This is a genomic window from Streptomyces sp. NPDC017448 (assembly GCF_044330565.1).
Taxonomy (GTDB): Bacteria; Actinomycetota; Actinomycetes; order Streptomycetales; family Streptomycetaceae; genus Streptomyces.
Window position 1 is genome coordinate 106,911 of the sequence record NZ_JBIRLM010000008.1, and the last position, 26,367, is coordinate 133,277.

The 26,367-nt window shown below is 73.7% G+C and carries 21 protein-coding genes; 8 read left to right on the forward strand and 13 right to left on the reverse strand.

Going from position 1 to position 26,367, the window contains the following annotated elements:
- Positions 1 to 109: 109 nt before the first annotated feature.
- Positions 110 to 1,276 carry a carbohydrate kinase family protein gene (locus ACH4K1_RS15870; protein WP_398089876.1) on the reverse strand — a complete coding sequence of 389 codons (1,167 nt, stop codon included), beginning with the start codon at positions 1,274 to 1,276 and terminating at the stop codon, positions 110 to 112.
- 440 nt (positions 1,277 to 1,716) lie between these two features.
- Between ACH4K1_RS15870 and ACH4K1_RS15875 the strand changes: the two genes are divergently transcribed.
- On the forward strand, positions 1,717 to 3,060 hold the full coding sequence (locus tag ACH4K1_RS15875; protein ID WP_398089878.1) for an MFS transporter: 1,344 nt from the start codon (positions 1,717 to 1,719) through the stop codon (positions 3,058 to 3,060).
- A gap of 70 nt (positions 3,061 to 3,130) precedes the next feature.
- On the opposite strand, the gene ACH4K1_RS15880 is transcribed toward ACH4K1_RS15875, so the two are convergent.
- The 7 genes from ACH4K1_RS15880 to hrcA all read right to left on the reverse strand — a co-directional run bounded on the left by ACH4K1_RS15880 (position 3,131) and on the right by hrcA (position 9,651).
- On the reverse strand, positions 3,131 to 4,123 hold the full coding sequence (locus tag ACH4K1_RS15880) for an adenosine deaminase (protein ID WP_228993525.1): 993 nt from the start codon (positions 4,121 to 4,123) through the stop codon (positions 3,131 to 3,133).
- Positions 4,124 to 4,153: 30 nt separating this feature from the next.
- Positions 4,154 to 5,065, reverse strand: a complete 912-nt coding sequence (locus ACH4K1_RS15885; protein ID WP_398089879.1) for a ribonuclease Z — start codon at positions 5,063 to 5,065, stop codon at positions 4,154 to 4,156.
- 27 nt (positions 5,066 to 5,092) lie between these two features.
- Entirely contained in the window at positions 5,093 to 5,452 is a 360-nt protein-coding gene (locus ACH4K1_RS15890; protein ID WP_398089880.1) for a histidine triad nucleotide-binding protein, read from the reverse strand.
- 90 nt (positions 5,453 to 5,542) lie between these two features.
- Entirely contained in the window at positions 5,543 to 6,289 is a 747-nt protein-coding gene (locus tag ACH4K1_RS15895; RefSeq protein ID WP_398089881.1) for a 16S rRNA (uracil(1498)-N(3))-methyltransferase, read from the reverse strand.
- Entirely contained in the window at positions 6,286 to 7,359 is a 1,074-nt protein-coding gene (locus tag ACH4K1_RS15900; RefSeq protein WP_398089882.1) for a nitronate monooxygenase, read from the reverse strand. The genes ACH4K1_RS15895 and ACH4K1_RS15900 overlap by 4 nt, the downstream gene beginning before the upstream one ends.
- Before the next feature lie 132 nt (positions 7,360 to 7,491).
- Positions 7,492 to 8,634, reverse strand: a complete 1,143-nt coding sequence (dnaJ, locus tag ACH4K1_RS15905) for a molecular chaperone DnaJ (protein ID WP_228993530.1) — start codon at positions 8,632 to 8,634, stop codon at positions 7,492 to 7,494.
- Entirely contained in the window at positions 8,635 to 9,651 is a 1,017-nt protein-coding gene (hrcA, locus tag ACH4K1_RS15910; RefSeq protein ID WP_228993531.1) for a heat-inducible transcriptional repressor HrcA, read from the reverse strand. It lies immediately after the preceding gene.
- Positions 9,652 to 9,835: 184 nt separating this feature from the next.
- Between hrcA and ACH4K1_RS15915 the strand changes: the two genes are divergently transcribed.
- From ACH4K1_RS15915 to ACH4K1_RS15925, 3 genes are all read left to right on the forward strand, one after another.
- Entirely contained in the window at positions 9,836 to 10,564 is a 729-nt protein-coding gene (locus tag ACH4K1_RS15915; RefSeq protein WP_398089884.1) for an MBL fold metallo-hydrolase, read from the forward strand.
- An 88-nt stretch (positions 10,565 to 10,652) separates the two neighbouring features.
- Complete coding sequence (locus ACH4K1_RS15920) at positions 10,653 to 11,471, forward strand: DUF3097 domain-containing protein (protein ID WP_398089886.1); 819 nt, start codon at positions 10,653 to 10,655, stop codon at positions 11,469 to 11,471.
- 144 nt (positions 11,472 to 11,615) lie between these two features.
- Positions 11,616 to 14,492 (forward strand): ABC transporter substrate-binding protein, encoded by a 2,877-nt coding sequence (locus ACH4K1_RS15925; protein WP_398089888.1) that lies wholly within the window; start codon positions 11,616 to 11,618, stop codon positions 14,490 to 14,492.
- A 79-nt stretch (positions 14,493 to 14,571) separates the two neighbouring features.
- Here the strand turns inward: ACH4K1_RS15925 and hemW are convergent, their stop codons facing one another.
- Both hemW and ACH4K1_RS15935 read right to left on the reverse strand, forming a co-directional pair.
- Positions 14,572 to 15,813, reverse strand: coding sequence for a radical SAM family heme chaperone HemW (hemW, locus tag ACH4K1_RS15930; RefSeq protein ID WP_398089889.1), 1,242 nt, complete (start codon positions 15,811 to 15,813; stop codon positions 14,572 to 14,574).
- Between the two features lie 31 nt (positions 15,814 to 15,844).
- On the reverse strand, positions 15,845 to 17,824 hold the full coding sequence (locus ACH4K1_RS15935) for a SpoIIE family protein phosphatase (protein WP_398089891.1): 1,980 nt from the start codon (positions 17,822 to 17,824) through the stop codon (positions 15,845 to 15,847).
- Positions 17,825 to 18,125: 301 nt separating this feature from the next.
- On the opposite strand from ACH4K1_RS15935, the gene ACH4K1_RS15940 reads away from it, so the two are divergent.
- Both ACH4K1_RS15940 and ACH4K1_RS15945 read left to right on the forward strand, forming a co-directional pair.
- The gene (locus tag ACH4K1_RS15940) at positions 18,126 to 18,713 is read left to right on the forward strand and encodes a hypothetical protein (RefSeq protein ID WP_398089893.1); all 588 of its coding nucleotides are present in this window, start codon (positions 18,126 to 18,128) and stop codon (positions 18,711 to 18,713) included.
- Positions 18,714 to 18,746: 33 nt separating this feature from the next.
- Entirely contained in the window at positions 18,747 to 19,514 is a 768-nt protein-coding gene (locus tag ACH4K1_RS15945) for a hypothetical protein (protein ID WP_398089895.1), read from the forward strand.
- Between the two features lie 206 nt (positions 19,515 to 19,720).
- Here ACH4K1_RS15945 and ACH4K1_RS15950 read toward each other — a convergent pair whose 3' ends face one another.
- On the reverse strand, positions 19,721 to 21,610 hold the full coding sequence (locus tag ACH4K1_RS15950) for an AMP-dependent synthetase/ligase (RefSeq protein ID WP_398089896.1): 1,890 nt from the start codon (positions 21,608 to 21,610) through the stop codon (positions 19,721 to 19,723).
- 462 nt (positions 21,611 to 22,072) lie between these two features.
- A complete protein-coding gene (gene lepA, locus ACH4K1_RS15955; protein WP_398089898.1) occupies positions 22,073 to 23,947 on the reverse strand; it encodes a translation elongation factor 4 in 1,875 nt (624 codons plus the stop codon).
- A 216-nt stretch (positions 23,948 to 24,163) separates the two neighbouring features.
- On the opposite strand from lepA, the gene rpsT reads away from it, so the two are divergent.
- Complete coding sequence (rpsT, locus tag ACH4K1_RS15960) at positions 24,164 to 24,430, forward strand: 30S ribosomal protein S20 (protein ID WP_030119167.1); 267 nt, start codon at positions 24,164 to 24,166, stop codon at positions 24,428 to 24,430.
- 507 nt (positions 24,431 to 24,937) lie between these two features.
- Here the strand turns inward: rpsT and holA are convergent.
- Entirely contained in the window at positions 24,938 to 25,924 is a 987-nt protein-coding gene (holA, locus tag ACH4K1_RS15965; protein WP_228991127.1) for a DNA polymerase III subunit delta, read from the reverse strand.
- Between the two features lie 175 nt (positions 25,925 to 26,099).
- On the opposite strand from holA, the gene ACH4K1_RS15970 reads away from it, so the two are divergent.
- Complete coding sequence (locus ACH4K1_RS15970; protein ID WP_228991128.1) at positions 26,100 to 26,345, forward strand: hypothetical protein; 246 nt, start codon at positions 26,100 to 26,102, stop codon at positions 26,343 to 26,345.
- The last annotated feature ends 22 nt before the right edge of the window (positions 26,346 to 26,367 follow it).

Below are 26,367 nucleotides of genomic sequence, written 5' to 3' on the forward strand. Positions count from 1 at the left end.
GACCTGACGGTGACAACGCAGAGCGCTTTTACCGTGCGTGTGTGCGAGCCGGCCGGGTTCCGGGCGGGCGGCCCGGCCGACGCCACGGGCGGGCGCCGGCCGGGGCCGGTCACTGGCGGAAGCCGATCGTGGGGACCGCGCGCCGCAGCGGCCAGGCGCGGGCCGTGGCGGGCAGCAGGTCGTCCAGGAAGGCGTAGCGCTCCAGAGCGGCGGGGTTCTGGCGGTCGCAGGTGCGGACCAGCTGCCACCAGGCGGCGATCTCGGCCCAACCGGGTGCGGAGAGCGAGCCGCCGAACTCCTGGACGGAGAGGGCGGCGGTGAGCCCCGCGAACGCGAGCCGGTCGGCGAGCGGCCAGTCGGCGAGGGTGCCGGTCACGAAGCCGGCGACGAAGACGTCCCCCGCGCCGGTCGGGTCCAGCGCCTCCACCTCGATGGCGGGCACCTCGGCGGCGGCCCCGGTACGCCCGTCCACGGCGTACGCGCCCTCGGCGCCCAGGGTGACCACGGCGAGCGGGACGCGTTCGGCCAGCGCGTGGGCGGCGGCGCGCGGGCAGTCGGTGCGGGTGTAGCGCATCGCCTCCTCCGCGTTGGGCAGGAACGCCTCGCAGTGCGCCAGGTCGGGCAGGGCGTCCAGGTCCCAGCGGCCGGTCTCGTCCCAGCCGACGTCGGCGAAGATCAGCGCCCCGTTGCGGGCGGCGGCGGCCACCCAGGGCTCGCTGCGGCCCGGCGCGAGCGAGGCGATGGCGGCGCGGGCGCGCGGCGGGCAGTGCGGGAAGACCGGGGGGCGCCCGGCGGCGGGCCCGGCGGCCGTCGTGGTCGCGGCGGGGGCCGTGGCCCCCGGGGCGCCGGGGCCCGGGGGCCCGGGGGGAGGGGGCGCCTCGTGGCCGTGCGAGACCATCGTGCGCTCGCCCTCGTACGCCATGGAGACGGTGACCGGGGAGTGCCAGCCGGGGACGGTGTGCGACATCGACAGGTCGATCCCCTCCCCCTGTTCGAGGGCGTCCCAGCAGTACGTCCCGTAGTGGTCGTCCCCGAAGGCGGCGGCGAGGGAGGTGTGCAGGCCGAGGCGGGCCAGCGCGGTGGCCATGTTGGCGACGCCCCCGGGGCTGGAGCCCATCCCCCGGGCCCAGGACTCGGTCCCGCGCACCGGGGCGCTGTCGAGGCCGGTGAAGATGATGTCGAGGAAGACCGTGCCGGTCAGGAAGACGTCGCAGGCGGGGTCGCGGGGGGCGCGCAGCGCCAGCAGCGGGTCGATGCCCGGAGTCTCTGTGCTCACCGTGGGCTCCCGGATTCGTGCGCCGGATCTCGGCTCGATCCGGACCGTGTGAGGTGCGGATCGGGAGGTGATCCGGACCGGGTGGGGTGCGGCCAGTCTGCCCGATCCGGCGAGGGGAACACGCTGTTCGAGCCCAGGTGTTCGCAGCACGCCTGACCTGCACAAACATGCGCTAATACCCACCCTGACCCCGCATAAACACATAAGTGAGTCAGATCACAGCGGGGCGGCTTCCGGGGGGCGGGAAGCGCTTGATACAAATTGCCCCGCGAGCACCTTCGGGCGCCTTGTCCGACGAGAGCCGCGATCTCCCGGCATATCGCCTTACCTCCGCAGCACCCCCCTGCCTTCTCCCCGTACCCCCTGCTTCGCCGTGCCGTGCCGCAGTACCTCTCCCCTCCCCTCCCCCTGCCTGCTCAGGCATGTCTTCAGGAACGCCCATGTCCTCGCGCCCTGGCGCCGTGTGGCCCCTGGTGGCCGTGTTCACCGCCGGTTACCTCGCCTCCTACCTCCTGCCCACCCTCGTCGGGCGGCTCAGCGCCCAGCTCGGACTGGCTCCCGCCCAGGCGGGGCTGGTCGGCAGCGCCCTGCTGCTCAGCTCGGCCGGAGCCGGCTTCGCCCTGGCGGGCCGGGTCGAGCGGTACGGTCCCCGCGCCTCCGCCCGCGCCGGACTGGTGCTGGCCGCCCTCGGATACGGCTTCGCCGCCCTCGCCGGGTCCGTACCGCTGGTGGTGCTCGGCGTGGTGGTCGGCGGCCTCGGATCGGGCACGGCGACCGCGGTCGCCGCCGCCGGGACCGCCGCCCGCCCCGATCCGCACCGGACCTCCTCGCTCGGGCTGCTCACCGTCTCCGCCACGGCGGGCGTGCTCTACCTGACCGTCCCCCACCTCGGCGGCGGCCACCGGCTCCCGTTCGCCGCGATCGCCGCAGTGGCCCTGCTCGTCTGGCCCGCGACCTCGCGGCTCGGCGGGGCGACGGCGGCGCAGGGCAGCGCGTCGCCGGTCACCGGCCGGCTGCCGCACCGCCGCTCCGGGCTCGTCCTGGCGGGCGGCATGCTCGTCTGGTCCATGGCGCAGAACGCGCTGTGGGGCGTGAGCGGCCGCATCGGGGCGGTCCAGGCGGGGCTGTCCGAGGTGACGGTCGGCGCGGTGTTCGCCGCCGCCCTCGGCGCGGGGCTGCTCGGGGTGGCGGGGGCCGGGCTGCTCGGCGGGCGGCTCGGGCGGGCGGTGCCCATCGGGCTGGGCACGGTGATCATCGCCGGAAGCATCGTGCTCAGCTCCTCGGCCCGGGACCTCGGGTCGTTCGCGACCGGCGAGATCCTGTGGAACACCGTCTACCCGGTGGTCCTGTCCTACCTGATCGGGCTGGCCGCCTCCCTGGACGTACGCGGTCGCTGGGCGGTGCTGGCGGGCTCGGCCTCCTCGGTGGGGGTGGCCTGCGGCCCGCTGCTGGGCAGCGTGCTCTCCGAGGAGGCCGGATATCCGGCGATGGGCCTGATCCTGGGGGCGGCCACGCTGCTGGTCGCCGCCCCGGTGACCGCCGTGGCGCTGCACACCGGCGGCCGTCCGCTGGTGCCCGGTTCGGTGCGCCGCCGCGGTGGCGCCCCGGCCGCCCTGCTGGCCGCCACCGCCACCGGCAGCCTGCCCGGCGCGGTGCCGAAGCTCGGCGCACCGGAGCAGCCCGTCACGGAGCTGCGGGTACCGGCGCTGCGGCGCGGACGGCTGGTGCGCAGCGCGGTCCGGACGGCCGGTCCGGACGGCGCGTCCGGCCAGGGGAACGGCTGACCGCGAACCGGCCGGGCTCGGCGGGCCCGGCGGGCCCGGCCGGACGCGCCGCTCCTCGGACCGCCCCTGTTCAGTCGAACGTGTACGCCTCGACCTCGGCCAGGTAGCGCGCCCGGCGCTCCTCGTCGTGGTCGAGGAAGGCCGCCTCGAACGAGTTGCGGGCCAGGGTGCGCAGCTGCTCGGGGCCGAGGGCGAGCGCGTCGCGGACGGCGTCGAAGTTGTCCCCGGCGTAACCGCCGAAGTAGGCGGGGTCGTCGGAGTTCACCGTGCAGTGGAGTCCGGCGGCCAGCATCGCCGGCAGCGGGTGGTCGGCGAGCCGGTCGACGGCGCGCAGCCGCACGTTGGAGAGCGGGCAGAGCGTGAGCGGCACCCGGTCGGCGACCAGCCGCGCCACCAGCTCCGGGTCCTCCAGGCAGCGCAGCCCGTGGTCGATGCGCTCGACGCCGAGGACGTCCAGGGCCTCCCGGATGTACTCCGGCGGGCCCTCCTCCCCCGCGTGGGCGACCTTGCGCAGGCCGAGCGCGGTGGCCGCCTCGTACACCTCGCGGAACTTGGCGGGCGGGTGGCCGACCTCGGCGGAGTCCAGGCCGATCGCGCTGATCCGGTGCAGGTACGGCTTGGCCGCGTCGAGGGTGCCGAGGGCCGATTCGGCGGACAGGTCGCGCAGGAAGCACATGATGAGCCGGGTGGAGACGCCGTGGGTCTCCTCGCTGCGCTCCAGCGCCCGGCCGAGCCCCTCCACGACCGTGCCGATCGGGACGCCCCGCGCGGTGTGGGCCTGCGGGTCGAAGAAGATCTCGGCGTGGCGGACGCCCTGGGCGGCGGCGCGGGCGAGGTAGGCGTCGACGAGTTCGGCGAAGTCCTCCTCGGTGCGCAGGACGGCCATCAGCGCGTAGTAGAGGTCCAGGAAGGACTGGAGGTCGTCGAACTCGTAGGCGGCGCGCAGTTCGTCCGTGGTGGCGTACGGAAGGGCCACCCCGTTGCGCTCGGCGAGGGCGAAGGCCAGTTCGGGTTCGAGGGTGCCCTCGATGTGGAGGTGGAGTTCTGCCTTGGGGAGGTGCACGGTGTCTCGCAAACGGTGGTGCTGGTGGGGTCAGTGGTGCCGGGTGGGGACCGGGACGCGGATCAGGTCCTCGGCGACGGTGAGTCCGCCGTCGAACCCGGCGGCGCGGGCCTGGGCCTCGAACAGCTCCGGGTAGCCGTAGCGCTGGGAGAAGTGGGTCAGCACCAGGTGGCGTACGCCCGCCTCCTTCGCGACGCGGGCGGCCTGTCCGGCGGTGAGGTGGCCGTGGTCGACGGCCAGTCCCTCGTCCTCATCGAGGAAGGTGGACTCGATGACGAGCATGTCGCAACCCTCGGCGAGCGCGTACACCCCGTCGCAGAGCCGGGTGTCCATGACGAACGCGAACCGCTGTCCGCGCCGGTGCTCGGAGACCTGCTCCAGGGTGACGCCGCCGAGGGAGCCCTCGCGCTGGAGACGGCCGACGTCCGGTCCGGCGATGCCGTGCTCCGCGAGGAGGGCGGGCAGCATGCGCCGGGTGTCGGGCTCGGTGAGGCGGTATCCGTACGACTCGACGGGGTGCGAGAGCCTGCGGCAATCCAGCGTGTAGGCGGGGGTGGCGGCGAGGATGCCGCCGTCCCCGGTGGCCGGGGCCTGGGCCAGTTCGACGGTCTCGCGGTAGGCGGTGGCGTACCGCAGCCGGTCGAAGAAGTGCTGCCCGCTCGCCGGGTGGTGCGCGGTCACCGGGTGGGGCACCTGGTCGAGGTTGATCCGCTGGATCACCCCGGCGAGCCCGAGGGAGTGGTCCCCGTGGAAGTGGGTGACGCAGATCCGGTGGATGTCGTGCGCGGCGACCCCGGCCCGGAGCATCTGGCGCTGGGTGCCCTCGCCGGGGTCGAAGAGGATGCCTTCGCCGTCCCAGCGCAGCAGGTAGCCGTTGTGGTTGCGGTGCCGGGTGGGGACCTGGCTGGCGGTGCCGAGCACCACCAGCTCGCGTACGGACATGGGGAGGACGCTCCTGCGGTACGGGGGTTATCCGGGGGGCCACTGGAGGCCGCGGCCTCCCAGGACGTGGGCGTGTGCGTGGAAGACGGTCTGGCCGGCGCCGGACCCGGTGTTGAGGATGATCCGGTAGCCGGTGGAGTCGATCTTCTCGTCGGCGGCGACCGCTCCGGCCTCGGTCAGCACGTCGGCGGCGACCTGCGGCTCGGCGGCGGCGAGGGAGGCGGCGTCCGGGTAGTGGGCCTTGGGGATGACCAGGACGTGGGTTGGCGCCTGCGGGTTGATGTCACGGAAGGCGACGGTGGTCTCGCTCTCGCGGACGATGGTCGCCGGGATCTCTCCCGAGACGATCTTGCAGAACAGGCAGTCGGACTGCGGCGCTCCCGCCATGGCTCCGGGCCTCCTCGGTCGCTGGTGCGTCGGTGCGGGTGATCGGGTGATCGGTACAGGGGCATGCTATCCCCGGCCGGTCGGGCCCCCTCAGCCCCAGCGGCCGGTGCGGGCCAGCAGCAGCGCGGTCGCCGCGGTCCCGGCGGTGGAGGTGCGCAGCACGCTGCGGCCGAGCCGGTAGGGGCGGGCGCCCGCCTCGGCGAAGGCGGTCAGCTCCTGCGGGGAGACGCCGCCCTCGGGGCCGACGACGAGCACGATGGAGCCGGCGGCCGGGAGTCCGGCGGTGGCGAGGGGGGTGCTGTCGTGGTCCCGGTCCTCGTGGAGGACCCCGGCGAAGTCGGCGTCGGCGAGCAGGGCGGCGACCTGCTTGGTCGTCAGGGCGTCGGCCACCTCGGGGAAGCGGACGCGGCGGGACTGCTTGCCGGCCTCCCGTGCCGTGGCGCGCCACTTGGCCAGGGACTTCGCGCCCCGGTCGCCCTTCCACTGGGTGATGCAGCGGGCGGCCTGCCAGGGCACGATCGCGTCGACGCCGGTCTCGGTCATCGTCTCGACGGCGAGTTCGCCCCGGTCGCCCTTGGGCAGGGCCTGGACGACGGTGATCCGGGGCGCGGGCTCCGGCTCCTCCCGGACGCCCGTGCGCAGGGCGACGGTCAGGCGGTCCTTGCCCTCGGCGGCGTGGACGACGCCCTCCGCCCAGCGGCCGAGCCCGTCGGTGAGGACGACGTCCTCACCGGGCTGGAGGCGGCGGACGGAGACGGCGTGCCGCCCCTCGGGGCCGTCCAGGACGAACTCCGGCCCGGTGGGCATCCGTTCGACGACGAAGACCGGTGCGGTCACCGGGGACTCCTCATGCTCAGGGCCGCCCGGGCGGCCTCCAGTTCGGCGGCGAGCAGCTCGATCAGCTCGCCGACGGGCAGTTCGCGGGCCATCCGGTGGCCCTGTCCGGCCCACAGGGCCATGCCCTGGGCGTCCCCGGCCTTGGCGGCGGCCTGGCGCAGTCCGCTGGTGACGTAGTGGAGCTGGGGGTAGGCGGCGGGGGCGTACGGGCCGTGTTCGCGGACGAAGCGGTTGACCAGGCCGCGGGCGGGCCGCCCGGAGAAGGCGCGGGTCAGCTCGGTGCGGACGAACAGCGGGTTGGTCAGGGCCTGCTTGTGCAGGGGGTGCGCGCCGGACTCGGGGCAGACCAGGAAGGCGGTGCCGAGCTGGGCGGCGTCCGCGCCCGCCGCGAGGGCGGCGGCGATCTGGGAACCGCGCATCAGCCCGCCGGCGGCGATGATCGGGAGCTGCACGGTCTCACGGACCTGGGCGATGAGGGAGAGCAGCCCGGTGCCGGTCTGGTCGACCTGCGGGTCGTCGCGGTGGGTGGACTGGTGGCCGCCTGCCTCGACGCCCTGGACGCAGACGGTGTCGGCCCCGGCCCACTGGGCGCTCCGGGCCTCCTCGGCGGAGGTGACGGTGACGATGGTGTGCGTCCCGGCGCGGGCGAAGGCGTCGAGGGTGTCGCGGGTGGGGCAGCCGAAGGTGAAGGAGACGACCGGGACGGGGTCCTCCAGCAGGATCGCGACCTTCGCCTCGTACCCGTCGTCGCCGCTGCCGTCCGGGTCGCCGAGCGGGGTCTCGTACCAGGCGGCCTCTCCGGCGAGCTGGTGGCGGTAGACCTCGACGGCGCTGGGGTCGGCGAGGACGGGCTGCGGCATGAAGAGGTTGACGCCGAACGGTCCGGCGGTGAGCCTGCGGACCTCTTTGACCTCGTGGTACATCCCGTCCGCCGTCTTGTACCCGGCGGCCAGGAATCCGAGCCCGCCGGCCTCGGTGACGGCCCCGGCGAGCCGGGGTCCGGACGCGCCGCCGGCCATCGGGGCCTGCACGATCGGATACCGGCAGAGATCGGTCAACTCGGAGGACATGACCGCATCGTGCCACGTCCCGCACAACGGGGCCGAATCAGCCAGTCGCCTGCCTGACCGGTTCCCCTCCGTACGCCGCACCGCCCGCCGGTAGGAAACCGGCGGGCGGTGCGGTGAAAGGCGGAAAGCGGTTCAGCGGCCGTTGAACGCGTCCTTCAGCCGGGAGAAGAGGCCCTGCTGGCCTGGCTGGAATTGACCCAAGGGTCGTTCCTCGCCGCGGAGCTTGGCCAGCTCCCGCAGCAGCCGCTCCTGCTCCGGGTCGAGCTTGGAGGGGGTCATCACCTCGACGTGCACGATCAGGTCGCCCCGGCCGCCGCCGCGCAGGTGGGTGATCCCCCGCCCGTGCAGCGGGACCGACTGGCCGGACTGGGTGCCGGGCCGGATGTCGATCTCCTCCACGCCGTCCAGCGTCTCCAGCGGGCACTTGGTGCCGAGGGCCGCGGCCGTCATGGGGATGGTGACCGTGCAGTGCAGGTCGTCGCCGCGCCGCTGGAAGACCGGGTGCGCCAGCTCGTGGATCTCCACGTAGAGGTCGCCGGGCGGGCCGCCGCCGGGGCCGACCTCGCCCTCGCCGGCGAGCTGGATACGGGTGCCGTTGTCGACGCCCGCGGGGATCTTGACCGTGAGCGTGCGCCGCGAGCGGATGCGGCCGTCGCCGGCGCACTCCGGGCACGGGGTGGGCACGACCGTGCCGAAGCCCTGGCACTGGGGGCAGGGCCGCGAGGTCATGACCTGGCCGAGGAAGGACCGGGTGACCTGCGAGACCTCGCCGCGACCGCGACACATGTCACAGGTCTGGGCGGAGGTGCCGGGGGCCGCGCCCTCGCCGCTGCAGGTGGTGCAGACCACGGCCGTGTCGACCTGGATGTCCTTGGTGGTGCCGAAGGCCGCCTCGTTGAGGTCGATCTCCAGGCGGATCATGGCGTCCTGGCCGCGCCGGGTCCGCGAACGGGGCCCGCGCTGCGCCGCGTTGCCGAAGAAGGCGTCCATGATGTCGGAGAAGTTGCCGAAGCCGCCGGCTCCGAAACCGCCCGCCCCGCCACCGCCGCCGCCGTTGGCGGAGAGCGGGTCGCCGCCGAGATCGTAGACCTGCTTCTTCTGCGGGTCCGACAGCACCTCGTAAGCGGCGTTGATCTCCTTGAACCGCTCTTGGGTCTTCGGGTCCGGGTTGACATCCGGGTGCAGCTCGCGGGCGAGCCGGCGGAATGCCTTCTTGATCTCGTCCTGGGAGGCGTCGCGGCGCACGCCGAGTACGGCGTAGTAGTCCGTGGCCACTTACGACTCCGCCAGGATCTGTCCGACGTAACGTGCCACTGCGCGTACCGCTCCCATCGTTCCGGGGTAGTCCATGCGGGTCGGTCCGACCACGCCGAGTTTGGCGACTGCCTCGTCGCCCGAACCGTAGCCGACCGCGACGACGGATGTGGAGTTGAGCCCCTCATGGGCGTTCTCGTGCCCGATCCGTACGGTCATGCCCGAGTCCGTCGCCTCACCGAGCAGCTTCAACAGGACGACCTGTTCCTCCAGTGCTTCCAGCACCGGCCGGATCATCACCGGGAAGTCGTGTCCGAAGCGGGTGAGGTTGGAGGTGCCGCCGATCATCAGCCGCTCCTCCGTCTCCTCGACCAGGGTTTCGAGGAGGGTGGAGAGAACCGTGGAGACCGTCCCCCGGTCCTCGCTGTCGAAGGATTCCGGCAGCTCCCGCACCAGGCGCGGGACATCCGCGAAGCGGCGTCCGACGACCCGGCTGTTGAGCCGGGCCCGCAGATCCGCGAGCGATGCCTCGCCGAACGGCGCGGGGCAGTCGATCATACGCTGTTCGACCCGGCCGGTGTCCGTGATCAGGACGAGCATCAGCCGGGCGGGCGCCAGCGACAGCAGCTCCACGTGCCGCACCGTCGAACGGGTCAGCGAGGGGTACTGCACGACGGCGACCTGCCGGGTCAGCTGCGCGAGCAGCCGCACCGTCCGGCCGACCACGTCGTCGAGGTCGACCGCGCCGTCGAGGAAGTTCTGGATGGCCCGGCGCTCGGGCGAGGAGAGCGGCTTGACGCCCGCGAGCTTGTCGACGAAGAGGCGGTACCCCTTGTCGGTCGGGATGCGTCCCGCGCTCGTGTGCGGCTGGGCGATGAAGCCCTCCTCCTCCAGCACCGCCATGTCGTTGCGGACGGTGGCCGGGGAGACCCCCAGCCGGTGCCGCTCGGTGAGCGCCTTGGAGCCGACGGGCTCCTCGGTGCCGACATAGTCCTGGACGATGGCGCGCAGCACTTCGAGTCTGCGTTCGCTGAGCATCGCGCACACCTCCAGCTGTGGTTCTCCGGTGTCCCTGTCTGGCACTCGGCGCGTGCGAGTGCCAGCAATCCCGTCGCCAGTGTACGGGGGTGGGGTGGGGCCGGGGCAAGGGCGACCGGCCCCGGCCCGCCGGGACCGCGCAGGTCGTCACCGCCGCGGGGGCCGATGCCGATAGCGTCCCGGCATGGACGTCGCTTGGGAAGACTTCGGATGGGAGCGGTTGGGCCACGGTGCCGGAAGGCGGCGGCTGCCCGGCTGGGACGCCACCGCCGGGCTGGTCGCCGGTGCGGAGGGGGTGCTGCTGTACGACACGGGTTCGACGCTGCGCGAGGGCGTCGAGCTGCGGCGGCAGGCCGAGGCGCTGCTCGGCCGCAGGGTGACGCATATCGCACTGAGCCACCCGCATTTCGATCACGTCCTGGGCACGGCGGCGTTCGCCGGGGCCCGGGTGTACGGCGCGGTGGGCCTGGGCGGCCTGCTGCGCGACGGGGCGGAGGACCTGTACGCGTCGGCGGTGCGCCACGGGGTGGCGGAGGACGAGGCGGCCCGGTCGGCGGACACGCTGGTGGCCCCGGGCCACGAGGTGAGCGGTGAGTGGGCGCTGGACCTCGGCGGCCGCCGGGTGCTGCTGGCGAACGTGGGCCCCGGCCACAGCGGCCACGACCTGGCGGTCCTGGTGCCGGGCTCGGACGGCGAGCCGCCGGTGGTGTTCTGCGGGGACCTGGTCGAGGAGTCGGGCGAGCCGCAGGCGGGCGACGACGCGGTCCCCTCGCGCTGGCCGGGCGCGCTGGACCGGCTGCTGGAGCTGGGCGGCGAGGACGCGCTGTACGTGCCGGGACACGGGGCGGTGGTGGACGCGGCGTTCGTCCGGGCGCAGCGGGCGGAGCTGGCGGAGCGGTTCGCGGTGGCGTGAGGGCCGCCGGGGAGCACCGCGCGAGGGCGTGCGGCGCTCCGGGGCGGCGGGCCGCGCTCCCCGGCGGCGCGCCGATTATCGTCGGGCCATGCGCAGCTACCAGCCGGACCTGACCCCGCCGTGGAAGCGGTCCGCCCCCGTGCCCGAGGTGCCCGCCGAACCCGATCTGGTCGTGGAGGAGGTCGCCACCGGTTTCTGCGGGGCGGTGGTCCGCTGCGAGAAGACCGCCCAGGGTCCGACGGTGACCCTGGAGGACCGCTTCGGCAAGCACCGGGTGTTCCCGATGGAGCCGCGCGGCTTCCTGCTGGAGGGCAAGGTCGTCACGCTGGTACGCCCTTCGGCGGGCGGCCCCGCGCGCCCCGCCCGTACCGCCTCCGGTTCGGTGGCGGTGCCCGGGGCGCGGGCACGGGTGGCCCGGGCCGGCCGGATCTACGTGGAGGGCCGGCACGACGCGGAGCTGGTGGAGCGGGTGTGGGGCGACGACCTGCGCATCGAGGGCGTGGTCGTGGAGTACCTGGAGGGGATCGACGACCTCCCGGCGATCGTCGGGGAGTTCGCACCCGGTCCCGACGCCCGGCTGGGGGTGCTGGTGGATCACCTGGTGCCCGGCTCCAAGGAGTCCCGGATCGCCGCCGAGGTGACCGGGGACCACGTGCTGGTGGTGGGCCACCCCTACATCGACGTGTGGGAGGCGGTGAAGCCGTCCTCGGTGGGGATCGACGCCTGGCCGGCGGTGCCGAAGGGGCAGGACTGGAAGACGGGCGTGTGCCGGGCGCTGGGGTGGCCGGAGAACACCGGGGCGGCCTGGCAGCACATCCTGTCCAAGGTCCGCAGCTACAAGGACCTGGAGCCCCAACTCCTGGGCCGGGTGGAGGAATTGATCGACTTCGTCACTGTTCCGGACTGATGTCCGGGGGCTGATCCCGGTCCGTCCGCGACGATCACGTGCCGATCCCTAGGAATGCCTGCGTCCCACACGCACCATCGGTTAGAGGTGGGAGCGGGCAGGCGGTTCACGGGCCGGAGGGCTCACGGGGGAAGGGCACGGGCGATGGCGCGCGAGGTCTGGCGGGACAGTGCGGACAACGAGGCGGCGTCGGCCGTCTTCCACCTGATGCAGCAGCTGATCGACCGGTACCGGGTCAACCGGCCGGTGATGCCGCTGGTGGTGGTCCAGGCGGCGGACGCGGCGGCCGGGCCGGAGATCGACGCGCGGGTGGAGCAGCTGGTCCACCAGGTGCACCGGGCCAACGAGTTGCGCCGGGTGCCGGTGCGGCTGCTGGACGGCGAGGGGCCGACCCCGTACGAGGCGGCGCTCGGCATGGTGCGCACGCTCTCCGAGAAGCCGTGGGAGACCCGCGAGAACACCCAGTACAAGAACTTCTCCTTCCCCCGCTCCCGGCTGCTCGGGGCGATCGAACAGGCCACCGCGGCCGTGGTCGAGCAGTCCGCCGGGAACACCTCCGAGGTCCGCGAGGAGCGGATACTGGAGCAGTTGAGCCGGTTGCGCTGGCGGTCGGGTCGGCCGCACGGGGCGACCCGGTGGGACGCGCTGCGGCAGTCGGTGCGGCCCGAGACGTTCGTCGGCGCGCTGTTCATCGCCCTGCTCAGCGTGTTGCTCGGGGAGATCGGCTGGCTGCTGACGGCCCTGGTGGCGGCCACCGCGCTGATCGGGCTCGCCGTGGTGGGGCTGGCGAGCCGGGCCGCGCCGCCGCTGCTGTGGCTGCGCCGGGCGAGCCGCTGGTTCGCCACCACCTCCTCGCTGGCCGCGTCCAGCACCGGGTACCCATCGGACGGCTGGTCGTGGTTCTCGCCGAGCGGTTCGTGGCGGGTGATCCGGGCCCGGGCGGCGGCGGTCGCGGAGCGGGTGGCGGACGCGGGGGCGGGCGACGAGTACGCGCGCCAGTTCCACCTGGAGCTGCGGGTGCAGGCCCTCCTGGAGGACCTGCGGCACAACTACCGCCCGCACTCCCTGGACTGGCGGCGCAGCAAGCGCACGGTGCCGCCGGTGGTGTTCCTGCCCCGGGCCACGCAGGACAACGGCGGCATCCTGCTGATCAACGCGATCAACAACGTGCGGTCGCGGCGCAGCGAGGTGGATCCGCTGCTGCTGCTCGCCTCGCTGCCGGCCCCCGAGATCATGCGGCACACCCCGCCGCTGCCCCCGGAGCGGCCGGGCCCCGGATCGCCGACCGGTTCCTCCGGGGCACGGGCCCGTTACGAGCGCTGGGTGGACGACCTGAGCCTGGGCCAGTCGCCGGTGGCGGCGGCGACCCTGGCGTGGGTGCTGCTGCTGCCGCTGTCGACCGAGAAGCTGACCCATGAGCACGCGCACGCCCAGCTCGTCACCTACCGGGTGCGGCGGACGTGGGCGTGGTGGGTGATGTCGCGGGCGGCCGTCGCGGGGGTCGTGGTGGGCTCGCTGCTGGGGGCGTTCCTGTGGGCGGGGCACTGGCGCGACACCTACTGCCACGGTCCGCTGACCGACCGCAACACGGACGCGGTCTGGGCGGGGCGGGGCGAGGACCGGGAGTGCGTGGGGGTGGCGACCGTGCCCGAGGTGCTGTTCGCGGGCGGCAACGACCTGGAGCTGAACGGGGCGGGCAAGGGCATCACGTTCGAGCGGATCGAACGGGCGATCCGTGAGGAGAACGACGACATCGAGGCGGACGACGCGTATGTGACGGTCGTGTACGCCGGTCCCCTCACCGCGCCGGGCAACGACCGGGAGGCCACCCGCAAAGGGCTGGAGGAGCTGACCGGCGTCTACCTCCAGCAGCGGGCGGTGAACAAGACCGTGCGCCGCTCGGTGAAGCTGCGGGTGCTGACCGCCAACGGCGGCGAGGGCATGCTGCGGCAGCTCACCGCCGTACGGAAGATCATCGAGGTGGCCCGGCGGGATCCCACGGTGGTCGGCGTGGTCGGGCTCGGCCGCAACACCGAGGAGAGCGACGACGCGGTGAACCTGTTGCGCGAGGCCGGGCTGCCGGTGGTGAACACGACGAACTCCAGCAGCGACCTGCCCCGCGACTTCCCCAACTACTTCGGTCTGGCGGCGACGGACGAGGAGCAGACGCACGTGCTCGGGCTGGTCGCCCGGCAGATCGCGAAGGAGCTGGACCGCCCGCACGCGGTCGTGCTGTCGCGCGAGGGCCGCAACGGGGACCTGGACCGGTACACCGCCGAGCAGCGGGCGGCGGGCAAGGAGATGCTGCGCAGGTCGGGGTTCTCGCTGGGCGACGACGTGGAGTACGACCTCGCGGGCGGGGCGAGTCTGAACGCCCCGCTGACCACGATCTGCCGGGCCGAGAGGGTGCCGGACGCGCTGTACTTCGCCGGGCGGGTCGAGGACGTGCCGACGCTGATGCGGGGGCTGTCGGAGACCACCGGGTGTTCGGACCGGCGGATGACGGTGTTCACCGGGGACGATCTGACGAAGGGCACGTTCGACGACTCCACCTCGATCGCCGCCAACGTCACGCTCTACCACTCCTCGCTCGCCCCGCTGGACCGGGGGAAGAACCTCGGTTTCTACGGGGACGCGTACCGCACCCTGCGGCGGCTGCACCCCGAGGGGGAGGTCACGGCGCTGGCCTCGGGGCGTCCGGCGTACGAGGACGACCTGTTCGCCAGCGGGCAGACCGTCATCTCCTACAGCGCGACGGCGGCCCTGTACGACGCGGCGGCGCGCGGCGACAAGCGGCGGAGCGCGGCGGAGACCTGGGCGACGCTGCACACGGTGGACCTCAACAACATGCCCACGGGGACGATCTCGTTCAGCCGGGCGCGGTCCTCGGTCTCGGACAACGTGCACGGCCTCAACATCGTCAAGGTGGTCCGGCCGGGGCCGAGCGCCGAACGGACCCTGGTCTGCGGCAAGCCAGCCGGGGTCGCCCCGCCGCTGACGGCGGAGGAGTGCGAGCCGTGAGGTCCGGGCTCGCGGCTCGGGCCGGGGCCGCGCGCCGGGCGGAGGGCCGCACGCCGGGCAGCCCCCGCCCCGGCCCGCCTCAGTCGACCAGGTCGCGGACGACGGCGTCGGCCAGGAGCCGCCCGCGCAGGGTGAGGACCGCGCGGCCCTTCCCGTACGGCTCCGGCTCCAGCAGCCCGTCGTCCAGGGCGCGGCGGGAGGCGGCGAGGCCGTCGGGCTTCAGCAGGTCGAGCGGGCAGCCGTCGATCAGCCGGAGCTCCAGCAGGATGCGCTCGACCCGGCGGTCCTCCTCGCTCAGCACCTCGCGGCCCGCGCCGGGCGAACGGCCCTCGGCGAGCGCCTGGGCGTACGCGCCGGGGTGCTTCACGTTCCACCAGCGCACGCCCCCGACGTGGCTGTGCGCTCCGGGGCCCGCGCCCCACCAGTCGGCGCCGCGCCAGTACAGCTCGTTGTGCAGGCAGCGGCCGGCCTCGGTGGTGGCCCAGTTGGAGACCTCGTACCAGTGGAAACCGGCGGCGGCGAACGCCTCGTCCGCGATGAGGTAGCGGTCGGCGTGCGCGTCGTCGTCGGTCATCGGGATCTCGCCGCGCCGGATGCGGTGGGCGAGCCGGGTGCCCTCCTCGACGATCAGGGCGTACGCGGAGACGTGGTCGGGGCCCGCGCCGATCGCGGCGTCGAGGCTGGCCCGCCAGTCGTCGTCGGACTCGCCGGGGGTGCCGTAGATCAGGTCGAGGTTGACGTGGTCGAAGCCCGCCGCGCGCGCCTCGGCGACGCAGGCCTCGGGGCGGCCGGGGGTGTGGGTGCGGTCCAGGATCTTCAGGACGTGCTGCTTGGCGCTCTGCATGCCGAAGGAGACCCGGTTGAAGCCGCCCTCGCGCAGGGCGGAGAGGTAGGCCGGGTCGACGGACTCGGGGTTGGCCTCGGTGGTGATCTCGGCGTCGTCGGCGAGGCCGAACTCCTCGCGGATCGCCGCCAGCATCCTCACCAGGTCGGCGGCGGGCAGCAGGGTGGGGGTGCCGCCGCCGACGAAGACCGTGCGGACCGGGCGGGGGTCGTCGCCGAGGACCTTGCGGGCCCGGCGGACCTCCTCGATCAGGTGGGCGGCGTAGTTGTCGCGGGAGGCCAGGGCGCCGCCGGAGCCGCGCAGCTCGGTGGCGGTGTAGGTGTTGAAGTCGCAGTAGCCGCAGCGGGTGGCGCAGTACGGGACGTGCAGGTAGAAGCCGAGCGGGCGGTCGGCCGCGCCTTCCAGGGCGTGGCGGGGCAGCGCCCCGTCGTCGGGTACGGGTTCACCATCGGGCAGTACGGAAGGCATACCGCCCATTGTCGCCCGTCGCGAGGGCGTAGTGCTCCGCTCACTCCGCGTGCAGGACCAGCAGGGCCATGTCGTCGTCCGGGGGCTGCTCGGCGAACTCGTGGACGGCCCGCCGCAGCCGCTCGGCGGTGGCGTCGGCGGGCAGCCCGGCGCAGCCGGAGAGCGCCCGGGCCAGCCCGTCCCCGTCGTCGAACATCAGCGGGCCCGACCGCCGCTCGGTCACCCCGTCCGTGACGCAGAGCAGGGTGTCCCCCGGCGCGAGGCCGAAGACCTGGCTCTCGTACGCCACGTCCTCGACGACCCCGAGGAGCACCTGGGGTTCGGCGGCCGGGCGTACGGAACCGTCCGGGCGCAGCAGCAGCGGCAGCGGGTGCCCGGCGCTGGCCACCGTGCAGCGGGCCCCGCCGCCGGGGAGCGGCACGACCTCCCCGTACAGCAGGGAGAGGAACCGGGGCTGGGCGCCGTCGTGGAGCTGCCGGCCCCCGGCTGCGGCGACCATCAGGGCGGCGGCCTCGGCGGCCTCCATCGCGTCGTCCAGGAGCAGCCGGTTGAGCCGGTCCAGGACCTCCCCCACACCGAAGCCCTCGCGGGAGAGGAGCCGCAGCCAGGGGCGGGCGAGGCCGGTGACGACTGCGGCCTCGGGGCCGGAGCCCTGGACGTCGCCGAGGACGAAGCACCAGCGGTCGCCGGGGCAGGGGAAGACGTCGTAGAAGTCGCCGCCGACCACGCCGTCGTCGCTCGGCTCGTAGACGAGGGCGCTGGTGACGCCGGGGATCTCGGCGACCTTGCTGGGGAGCAGTCCGCGCTGGAGGATGCGGCTGATGGTGGCCTGCCGGGTGTAGGCGCGGGCGGCCCCCACGGCGGGGCCGAGCCGGCGGACGAAGTCCTCGATGAGCGAGGCGACGGCCTCGGGCACCCGGGCGACGCCCTCCCGGCCGACGAGGACGGTGCCGAGCGCCCGGCCCCCGGCGGTGATCCGGAACGCCAGGGCGGCGCCGTCGCGGCGACCGGGGTGCGGGGCGTCGTCGGCCCCGCCGGGCAGGGGGGCGGTGCCCGTCCCGTCCGCCTCCGTCGGCGGGACGGGCCAGGGGACGGGGACCGGTACGGGGCCCGGCCCCGCCGCCGGGGGGAGTTTGAGGGGAGCCGCCTCCAGGGCGGTGCGCAGGGCGTCGGCGTCGGCCTCGTCGCTGTGCCAGACCCGGGCGAGGCGGGGTTCGGCGGCCGGGCCCCCGCCCTCGGGCTCCAGCCAGATCGCGCACCAGTCGGCCAGCCGGGGCACCAGGAGCTGGCCCGCTATGGCGGCCACCAGGTCCTCGTCGAGCTGCCCGGCGAGCAGGTCGGACGCCTCGGCGAGGAAGGCGGGGGCGCCCCGGCTGTCCCAGACCGTGTCGTCGCGCTCGGTGCGCCGGGCGGCGGGGGCGAGGAGTCCGGCGGCGCGCAGACCGCGTCGGAGGGCGTCCCCGTCGGGCGGGGCGGCCGGGACGCTCCAGTCCTCGACGGGGAGGCGGGCCCAGACCGTCTTGCGACCGGTGCGGTAGGTGATGCCCCAGGAGTCGGCGAGGGTGGCGACGAGCTGGAGGCCGCGTCCGTACTCGGCGGGGTCGGGGGCCTCCCCGGCGGGCTCCGGCTCCGGCGCGGGGTCGTCGCCGCTGACCGAGCGGGCCGGATGGTGGTCGGTGACCTCCAGGACGAGGGCGGCGGACGGGTCGTCGCCGCCCTCCTCCTCCAGCGTGAGGACGAGGTCGACGGTGGTCCCGGCGTGCACGACGGCGTTGGTGACCAGCTCGTTGGCGACGGTCACGGCGTCGTCGGCGAGCCGGTCGCCGAGCCCCGCGGCGGCGGGCGTCCCGAGCCCGGCCCACTCGGCGAGCACGGCCCGCACGAACCGCCGGGCGGCGGACGGGGTGAGAGGTGTCCCGGGCAGGCTGGTACGGCCGGCCGGGCGCGGGCCGGGCACGTACCCGGTACGGGTGATGCCGGGACGGTGCACGGGGTTCCGCTGCAAGGGAAGGGGCGCCACGGTACGGCTCCTACGATCCGACGACACCGACAGAGTGACAGACCGGCGGCGCTCATAAGCACCGAGTCACCGAAGTGAGCGGAAAATCGAGCACGGCGACCGTACGGCTCCGTCCCCGACCGGACGGGGCTCCGTCGCGGGCCGCGCACGGCCTGCCGAAACCCCCGCGGCCCCCGGCGCGTGCCGCGGTAGCGTCCTCCCGCGACCACCTTCACCGAGTCCGTCCGTCCGTCCCTGCCGGGCGCACACGGCGCGGCGAGGGGGCAGGACGGCGGAGCGTACGGCGGGAGGGAGTGGAGCGGTGGCCTTGCGGGCCGATGTGGCGGAGCTGCTCGCGGGAGCCGGCGTTCTCGGCGTGGACGTCGAGGAGGCGGTGGCGGACGAGCACGTGCGCTGGTCCGTGTACCGGCGCGTCGTCTCGGCGGCCGCTTCCTCGCGGAACCGCGATGGGGACCGGGCGATCGTGGCCGCGATCCTGCGCGACCCGGTCGAGCTGGTGTCCAAGTCGGCGGTGGTCGCCCTCGTGGACGAGGTCGCGACCCGGGCGAGCGGCCCGGCCGAGTTCCGGCGGTGGGCGGCCGGGCTGCTGCCGGAGACCGACCGGCTCACGGGGGAGGGACACCGCGCGTTCGCCCGCCGCCGCGTCGAGGACCGGCTGCTCCACCTGTCGGTCGAGGACGGCCGGGTGCCGTCCCCCGCCGAGCCGGCGCAGGCCACGGAGTGGATGCAGCATGTGCTCGCGGAGAGGACGAACGCACCGGCGGTCCTCGCCCTGCTCGCCGGGCCGGGCAGCACGAGGAAGATCCGGAACATCGCGGAGAACCGGGCCGGAGGCGGCGCGTCCGGACGGCGCCGGGCCGGCGGGGGCCGTGGGCAGGCGCGCCCGTGACCGGGCCGGGGCGCCGACGCGGAGGTCATTGACATGGAGATTCCGGCGGGGGCTTCCGGTGTCCCCCGGCTGCCGGTCCGGGCGCTGAACCGCGAGGCGGACCGCGCCCGGCGGTGGCTGGAGGGCGGGGAGTGGCGTCCGGACGCGGCGGACGCCGCAGCGGCGGCCGGGCTCCTGGCCCGCCTGACCGCCCCGCTCCCCCGGCGCGGGGCCGAGTGGGTGCGGACGCGGGCCGTGGACCGGGACCGACGGCTCCAGCGGATCTGGCGCAGCGCGGTCCACCACCTCGACGCGGGCGCGGTCAGCCCACCGGCCGCGTCCCTGCTGGCCGCCGTCGCCCGGGCCTTCGTCCCCTGGTACGGCACCCCGAATCCGCCGCCCGCCGCAGCGGCTCCGCGCTACCCGGCCCCTCGGGGCACGGCTCCCCGGGGCACGACCGTTCAGGGGGCGGCGGACGGCTCACAGGCGCCGCCGACCGAGGCCGGGGAAGCCCTCCTGCCCGGCCTGATCGCCGTGTTCACCGCACTGGCGGCCCCGGCCCCGCCCGAGACCGGCCCGTACCGCCCTCCGGCCGTCGCCCTGCGCACGCGGTACGCGGGCCGGTTCCGGCACTACGGGCGGCCCGCCCGCCATGTGTGGACGGCCGACACGTTCCGCTGCCCCGGGTGCTCGACGGCGGACGGGCCGTGGACCGTGGTCTGCGACTGGCGCCTGGTCACCCTGGGCTGCCCCTGCGGGGTGACGACCGACCGGCACGGCCTCACCTTCTCCGAGGTCTTCCTCGTCCTGCCCGACGAGTGAGGCCCTTCCCCGCACGCACAGGCGGGGGCGGGGGCGCACGCGGGGCGGGGACGCACCGGCGGCGGGGACGCACGACGGGCGGAGACGGGAACGCACGCGGGACGGGGACGCACCGGCGGCGGGGACGCACGACGGGCGGGGCTCCGGCCCTCGAAAGGGTCCGACGCCCCGCCCGCCTCCGCCCGGGGCCGAGCCCCCGGACGTCTCTAGGCCTCGCGCGTGCCCGCGTACATCTCGTCGATGAGCCCCTGGTACTCGCGCTCGACGACCGGCCGCTTCAGCTTGAGGCTGGGGGTCAGCTCGCCGTGCTCGACGTCCAGGTCGCGCGGCAGGAGGCGGAACTTCTTGATGGTCTGCCAGCGCTGGAGGCCCTCGTTGAGCTGCTTGACGTACCCGTCGATCAGCTCGACCGTCTGCGGGGCCGCGACGACCTCCGCGTACGACTTGCCCTCCATGCCGTTCTCGGCGGCCCAGCCGAGGAGGGTGGGCTCGTCGAGGGCGATGAGCGCGGTGCAGAAGTTACGGTCCGCGCCGTGCACCAGGATGTTGGAGACGAACGGGCAGACCGCCTTGAACTGGCCCTCGACCTCCGCCGGGGCGACGTACTTGCCGCCCGACGTCTTGATCAGGTCCTTCTTGCGGTCGGTGATGCGGAGGTAGCCGTCGGCCGACAGCTCGCCGATGTCACCGGTGTGGAACCAGCCGTCCGACTCCAGGACCTCCTCGGTCTTGTCGGCCAGCTTGTGGTAGCCCTGCATGATGCCGGGGCCGCGCAGCAGGATCTCGCCGTCGTCCGCGATCCGCACCTCGGTGCCGGGGAGCGGCTTGCCGACGGTGCCGGTGCGGTAGGCCTCGCCCGGGTTGACGAAGGAGGCGGCGCTGGACTCGGTGAGGCCGTAGCCCTCCAGGATGTGGACACCCGCGCCCGCGAAGAAGTAGCCGATGTCCGGGGCGAGGGCGGCGGAGCCGGAGATGCAGGCGCGCAGCCGGCCGCCGAACGCCTCGCGGATCTTGGAGAAGACGAGCGCGTCGGCGATCTTGTGCTTGGCGCCGAGCGCGAAGGGCACGGAGGCGTTGCCGGTGCGCCGGAAGTTGTCCTGGGAGACCTTGGCGTACTCGCGGGCCACCCCGGCCGCCCACTGGAAGATCTTGTACTTGGCGCCGCCGCCCGCGCGGGCCTTGGAGGCGACCCCGTTGTAGACCTTCTCGAAGATCCGGGGCACGGCGGCCATGTAGGTCGGCTGGACGACCGGCAGATTCTCGATGATCTTGTCGATGCGGCCGTCGATCGCGGTGACGTGGCCGACCTCGATCTGCCCGGAGGTGAGGACCTTGCCGAAGACGTGGGCGAGCGGCAGCCAGAGGTACTGCACGTCCTCGGCGGTGATGAGCCCGGTCGCCACGGTGGCCTTGGCCATGTACGACCAGTTGTCGTGCGGCAGCCGTACGCCCTTGGGGCGGCCGGTGGTGCCCGAGGTGTAGATCAGAGTGGCGAGCTGGTCGGCGGTGATCGCGGCGACCCGCTCGGTGACCGCGTCCGGGGTCTTGGCCAGCAGCTCGTTGCCCCGCGCCTCCAGGTCGGCGAGGGTGATGATCCAGCCCTCGGGGTCGCCCTCGGCGGGCTCCACGCCGGCCGGGTCGATGACGACGACATGGGCGAGGTCCGGCAGGTCCGCCCGGCTCTCCCGGGCCTTGGCCAGCTGCTCGGCGTCCTCCGCGACGAGGATCCGGCTCTCGGAGTCGGACAGGATGAACGCGGACTCCCCGGCGTTGGTCGAGGGGTAGACCGTGGTGGTCGCGGCGCCCGCGCACATCACCCCGAGGTCGACGAGGATCCACTCCACCCGGGTGGCGGAGGAGAGGGCGACGCGCTCCTCCGGCCGCACGCCGAGTGCGATGAGACCTGCGGCGATGGCGAAGACCCGCTCGGCGGCCTGGCCCCAGCTGAGGGACTTCCAGTCGTCGGGCCCCTGGCCCGAGGCCGACGGCACCGGATAGCGGTACGCCTCCCTGTCGGGGGTCGCCGCCACGCGGTCGATGAAGAGGGACGCCACGGAGGGCGGCCGGTTATCGATCAAGGTCTGTGTGTCGCTCACGACGTCCTCCGGGCCTGCGGCATTGCTACGACCGGCTTCTTTGGTACAACGGCCAGCTGCTGTCGTCCTGCTGCCCGCTGCTTCTCGTTGCTCTCGCTGTCCTTGTCCTACTGCGTCCTACTGCTCAACCTGCGTGTTCCGCTTGTTTAACTGGTCAGTAACCATCAAGGCGTGATCAGAGTAAAGCGCGCGTGTCCGCCGCGTAAGAGGCAACGGGCCGCCGCTTCATAACGAAAGGGACCACGCCCAGGGGGTCCCCCGGCCGGGCGGGCGGCGAAGGAGGAACCGGAGGGACGGCGGCGGAGGAGCCGGACGGCCGGCGGTGAAGAGGTGAGCGGTCCACGGCCCGGCGGCGATGGCGAAGGGCCCCCACTCCGCGCGGCGCTGCGGTGCGGGGGCCCTCGGAACCGCCGGAAGGCGGCGCCGGTACCTCGGGGGCGGCGGCGGAAACGCCGCGCCGGGCTACTTCTTGCCCTTGCTCTCCCCCGCGGACTCGTCGGTCGACAGGACGGAGATGAAGGCGTCCTGCGGAACCTCCACGTTGCCGACCATCTTCATCCGCTTCTTGCCCTCCTTCTGCTTCTCCAGCAGCTTCCGCTTGCGGGAGATGTCACCGCCGTAGCACTTGGCGAGGACGTCCTTGCGGATGGCGCGGACGGTCTCACGGGCGATGACCCGGGCGCCGATGGCCGCCTGGATCGGCACCTCGAAGTTCTGGCGCGGGATGAGCTTCTGCAGCTTGGCGACGAGCCGGACGCCGTACGCGTACGCCTTGTCCTTGTGGGTGACCGCGGAGAACGCGTCCACCTTGTCGCCGTGCAGCAGGATGTCCACCTTGACGAGGGCGGCCGTCTGCTCGCCGGTGGGCTCGTAGTCGAGGGAGGCGTACCCGCGGGTCTTGGACTTCAGCTGGTCGAAGAAGTCGAAGACGATCTCCGCGAGGGGGAGGGTGTAGCGGATCTCGACCCGGTCCTCGGAGAGGTAGTCCATGCCGAGCAGGGTGCCGCGACGGCCCTGGCACAGCTCCATGATCGCGCCGATGAACTCGCTCGGGGCCAGCACCGTGGCGCGGACGACCGGCTCGTGCACCTTGTCGATCTTGCCCTCGGGGAACTCGCTCGGGTTGGTGACGACGTGCTCGGTGCCGTCCTCCATCTCGACGCGGTAGACCACGTTGGGGGCGGTGGCGATCAGGTCGAGCCCGAACTCGCGCTCCAGCCGCTCACGGACCACGTCGAGGTGGAGCAGGCCGAGGAAGCCGACGCGGAAGCCGAAGCCCAGCGCGGCGGAGGTCTCCGGCTCGTAGACCAGGGCGGCGTCGTTGAGCTGGAGCTTGTCGAGCGCCTCGCGCAGGTCCGGGTAGTCGGAGCCGTCCAGCGGGTAGAGCCCCGAGAACACCATCGGCTTCGGGTCCTTGTACCCGCCCAGCGCCTCGGTCGCCCCGTTGCTCAGCGAGGTGATCGTGTCACCGACCTTGGACTGCCGGACGTCCTTCACCCCGGTGATGATGTAGCCGACCTCGCCCACGCCGATGCCGTCCGCCGGGGTCATCTCCGGGGAGGACACCCCGATCTCCAGCAGCTCGTGGGTGGCGCCGGTCGACATCATCCGGATGCGCTCGCGCTTGTTGAGCTGGCCGTCCACGACACGGACGTAGGTGACGACACCGCGGTACGAGTCGTAGACCGAGTCGAAGATCATCGCGCGGGCGGGGGCGTCCGCGACGCCGACCGGCGCCGGCACCTCCCGCACGACCCGGTCGAGCAGCGCGTCCACGCCGACGCCGGTCTTGGCGGAGACCTTGAGCACGTCCTCGGGCTGGCAGCCGATGAGGTTGGCCAGCTCCTCGGAGAACTTCTCCGGCTGCGCGGCGGGAAGGTCGATCTTGTTGAGCACCGGGACGATGGTGAGGTCGTTCTCCATCGCGAGGTAGAGGTTGGCCAGCGTCTGGGCCTCGATGCCCTGCGCGGCGTCGACCAGCAGGATCGTGCCCTCGCAGGCGGCGAGCGAGCGGGACACCTCGTACGTGAAGTCCACGTGGCCCGGGGTGTCGATCATGTTGAGGATGTGGGTCCGCCCCTTGCCCTCACCCTCGGTGGGCGCCCAGGGCAGCCGGACCGCCTGGGACTTGATGGTGATGCCGCGCTCGCGCTCGATGTCCATCCGGTCGAGGTACTGAGCACGCATCTGCCGCTGGTCGACCACACCGGTCAGCTGGAGCATCCGGTCGGCAAGGGTCGACTTGCCGTGGTCGATGTGCGCGATGATGCAGAAGTTGCGGATCAGCGCCGGGTCGGTACGGCTCGGCTCGGGCACGTTGGAAGGAGTCGCGGGCACGCAGGGTCCTGATTCTTGAGACGCCGAACGCCGTGTCTCGGGTCGATGTCGGGTCGGTCGGATCGATACGTAGGCTCCATCGTCCCACGCCTGCGGTGCTGCGACCGGTTTGGGCCGGTCGGAGGGTGGCTGCTACCGTGGACAGCTGTGCCCCGTGGCTCTCACGAGCAGCGGGGCTCACCTGGAAGATCCAACGAACCTGAAAAGGCTCTTTTCGTGGCGAACATCAAGTCCCAGATCAAGCGGAACAAGACCAACGAGAAGGCGCGCCTGCGCAACAAGGCCGTCAAGTCGTCGCTCAAGACCGCGATCCGCAAGGCCCGCGAGGCCGTCGTCGCCGGTGACGTCGAGAAGGCCACCACGGCCGCTCGCGACGCCTCCCGTCAGCTCGACAAGGCTGTCTCGAAGGGTGTCATCCACAAGAACGCCGCCGCCAACAAGAAGTCGGCGCTGGCGTCCAAGGTTGCCTCCCTGCAGGCCTGAGCTTCTTCCCGAAGCTCACTGATGTGAACGCCGGAACGGACCAGCGGGCCCTCTACCCCGCCCCTGCCCGGCCCCCGCGCCGCACACCGAACCTGCGTTCGCCACGCGGGTGCGGCGCACCCAGAGCATGATCCGGAAGCCCCGGCCCCGATCTCCCCAGATCGAGGACCGGGGCTTCCGTGCGTCCCGAGGCTCTCGTGCGTTCGGGGGGCCCTGTGCGTTCCGGGGCCCCGTACATTCCGAAGCTCCCGTGCGTTCCGGGGCTTCCGTGCGTTCCGGGGGCCCTGCACAAACGGGTCCTTCCGCTCGTACGTGGGCTCCGGCGCCCCGGAAGCCCTGTGCGTACAGGGGCCCTCCGCTCGTACGTGGCTTCCGCTCGTACGGGGGCGTGCCGTCGAGCCCGCCCGGAGCTTGAGGGCAGCACCGGCGGTGCTCACGAGGTCCTGCGCACAGCGGCGCGAGCAGCGGCGGCCACCGCGACGAGCCGCCCACCGCGCCCCGGGAGGGTTACCGCCCCGCCCGAGCGGCGCGGGCGATCACCACGACGGCCTTCTCCAACGCGTACTCGGGATCGTCCCCGCCACCCTTCACCCCGGCGTCCGCCGCCGCCACCGCCCGCAGGGCCACCGCGACCCCGTCCGGTGTCCACCCCCGCATCTGCTGACGCACCCGGTCGATCTTCCACGGCGGCATGCCCAGCTCCCGGGCCAGGTCGGCGGGCCGGCCGCCCCGGGCCGAGGACAGCTTCCCGATCGCCCGCACCCCCTGCGCCAGCGCGCTCGTGATCAGAACGGGCGGAACCCCGGTCGACAGCGACCACCGCAGCGCCTCCAGCGCCTCCGCCGCGCGCCCCTCGACGGCCCGGTCGGCGACGGTGAACGACGAGGCTTCCGCGCGCCCGGTGTAGTAGCGCCCGACGACCGCCTCGTCGATCGTGCCCTCGACGTCCGCGATCAACTGGGACACCGCGCTCGCCAGCTCCCGCAGGTCGCTGCCGATGGAGTCGACCAGCGCCTGGCACGCCTCCGGCGTCGCGGACCGCCCGTGCGTCCGGAACTCCGACCGCACGAACGAGAGCCGCTCGGCCGGCTTGGTGGTCTTCGGGCAGGCGACCTCGCGGGCCCCCGCCTTGCGCGCCGCGTCCAGCAGCCCCTTGCCCTTGGCCCCGCCGGCGTGCAGCAGGACGAGCGTGATCTCCTCGGCCGGCGAGCCGAGATACGCCTTGACGTCCTTGACCGTGTCGGCCGAGAGGTCCTGCGCGTTGCGCACGATCACGACCTTGCGCTCGGCGAAGAGCGAGGGGCTGGTCAGCTCGGCGAGCGTGCCGGGCTGCAGTTGGTCGGACGCCAGATCTCGTACGTCCGTATCGGCGTCGGCAGCGCGCGCGGCCGCCACCACCTGCTGCACCGCACGGTCCAGGAGGAGGTCCTCCTGGCCCACGGCGAGGGTGAGGGGGGCGAGCGGATCGTCGGTGGAACTCTTCCTGGTGGCCATCGCCGAACAGGATCCCACGCCCCACCGACAACCACCGCAGCCGACCGCCCGCACGGCCGGGGCACGACTCCGGGGCACGCCTGGGGCACGACCCCGAAGCACTCCTGGGGCACGACTCCGAAGCACGCATGGGGCACGATCCCGGGCACGGACGCCCGTACCGGAGAATGTCCGGGTGAGCGATGTGAGACATGTGCTGGTGCTGCCCGACCGCGACGCGGCACAGGAGGTGGCCGAGGAGCTGGCGGACCGCTTCGGGGTCGCCGAGGAGCCTCAGCTCGTACGGGACGCGCTGGCCGGCGAGGACGACGCCGAGGACGCCCAGTGGCTGGTGGTCGTGGAGGACCCCGCCGGACGGCTGGACCCGGGCGCGCTGGACGCGTTCGCCGAGGAGTACGAGGGCTGGCTGGAGAAACCGTGAGCGGCGCCCCCGGGGCCGCGAG

Coding starts and splice junctions, on each gene's coding strand:
- ACH4K1_RS15875 (WP_398089878.1), top strand. CDS start 1,717: ATGTCCTCGCGCCCTGGCGCCGTGTGGCCCCTGGTGGCCGTGTTCACC.
- ACH4K1_RS15885 (WP_398089879.1), bottom strand. CDS start 5,065: ATGTCCGTACGCGAGCTGGTGGTGCTCGGCACCGCCAGCCAGGTCCCC.
- ACH4K1_RS15890 (WP_398089880.1), bottom strand. CDS start 5,452: ATGGCGGGAGCGCCGCAGTCCGACTGCCTGTTCTGCAAGATCGTCTCG.
- ACH4K1_RS15900 (WP_398089882.1), bottom strand. CDS start 7,359: ATGTCCTCCGAGTTGACCGATCTCTGCCGGTATCCGATCGTGCAGGCC.
- hrcA (WP_228993531.1), bottom strand. CDS start 9,651: ATGCTCAGCGAACGCAGACTCGAAGTGCTGCGCGCCATCGTCCAGGAC.
- ACH4K1_RS15915 (WP_398089884.1), top strand. CDS start 9,836: ATGGACGTCGCTTGGGAAGACTTCGGATGGGAGCGGTTGGGCCACGGT.
- ACH4K1_RS15920 (WP_398089886.1), top strand. CDS start 10,653: ATGCGCAGCTACCAGCCGGACCTGACCCCGCCGTGGAAGCGGTCCGCC.
- ACH4K1_RS15925 (WP_398089888.1), top strand. CDS start 11,616: ATGGCGCGCGAGGTCTGGCGGGACAGTGCGGACAACGAGGCGGCGTCG.
- hemW (WP_398089889.1), bottom strand. CDS start 15,813: ATGGGCGGTATGCCTTCCGTACTGCCCGATGGTGAACCCGTACCCGAC.
- ACH4K1_RS15945 (WP_398089895.1), top strand. CDS start 18,747: ATGGAGATTCCGGCGGGGGCTTCCGGTGTCCCCCGGCTGCCGGTCCGG.
- holA (WP_228991127.1), bottom strand. CDS start 25,924: ATGGCCACCAGGAAGAGTTCCACCGACGATCCGCTCGCCCCCCTCACC.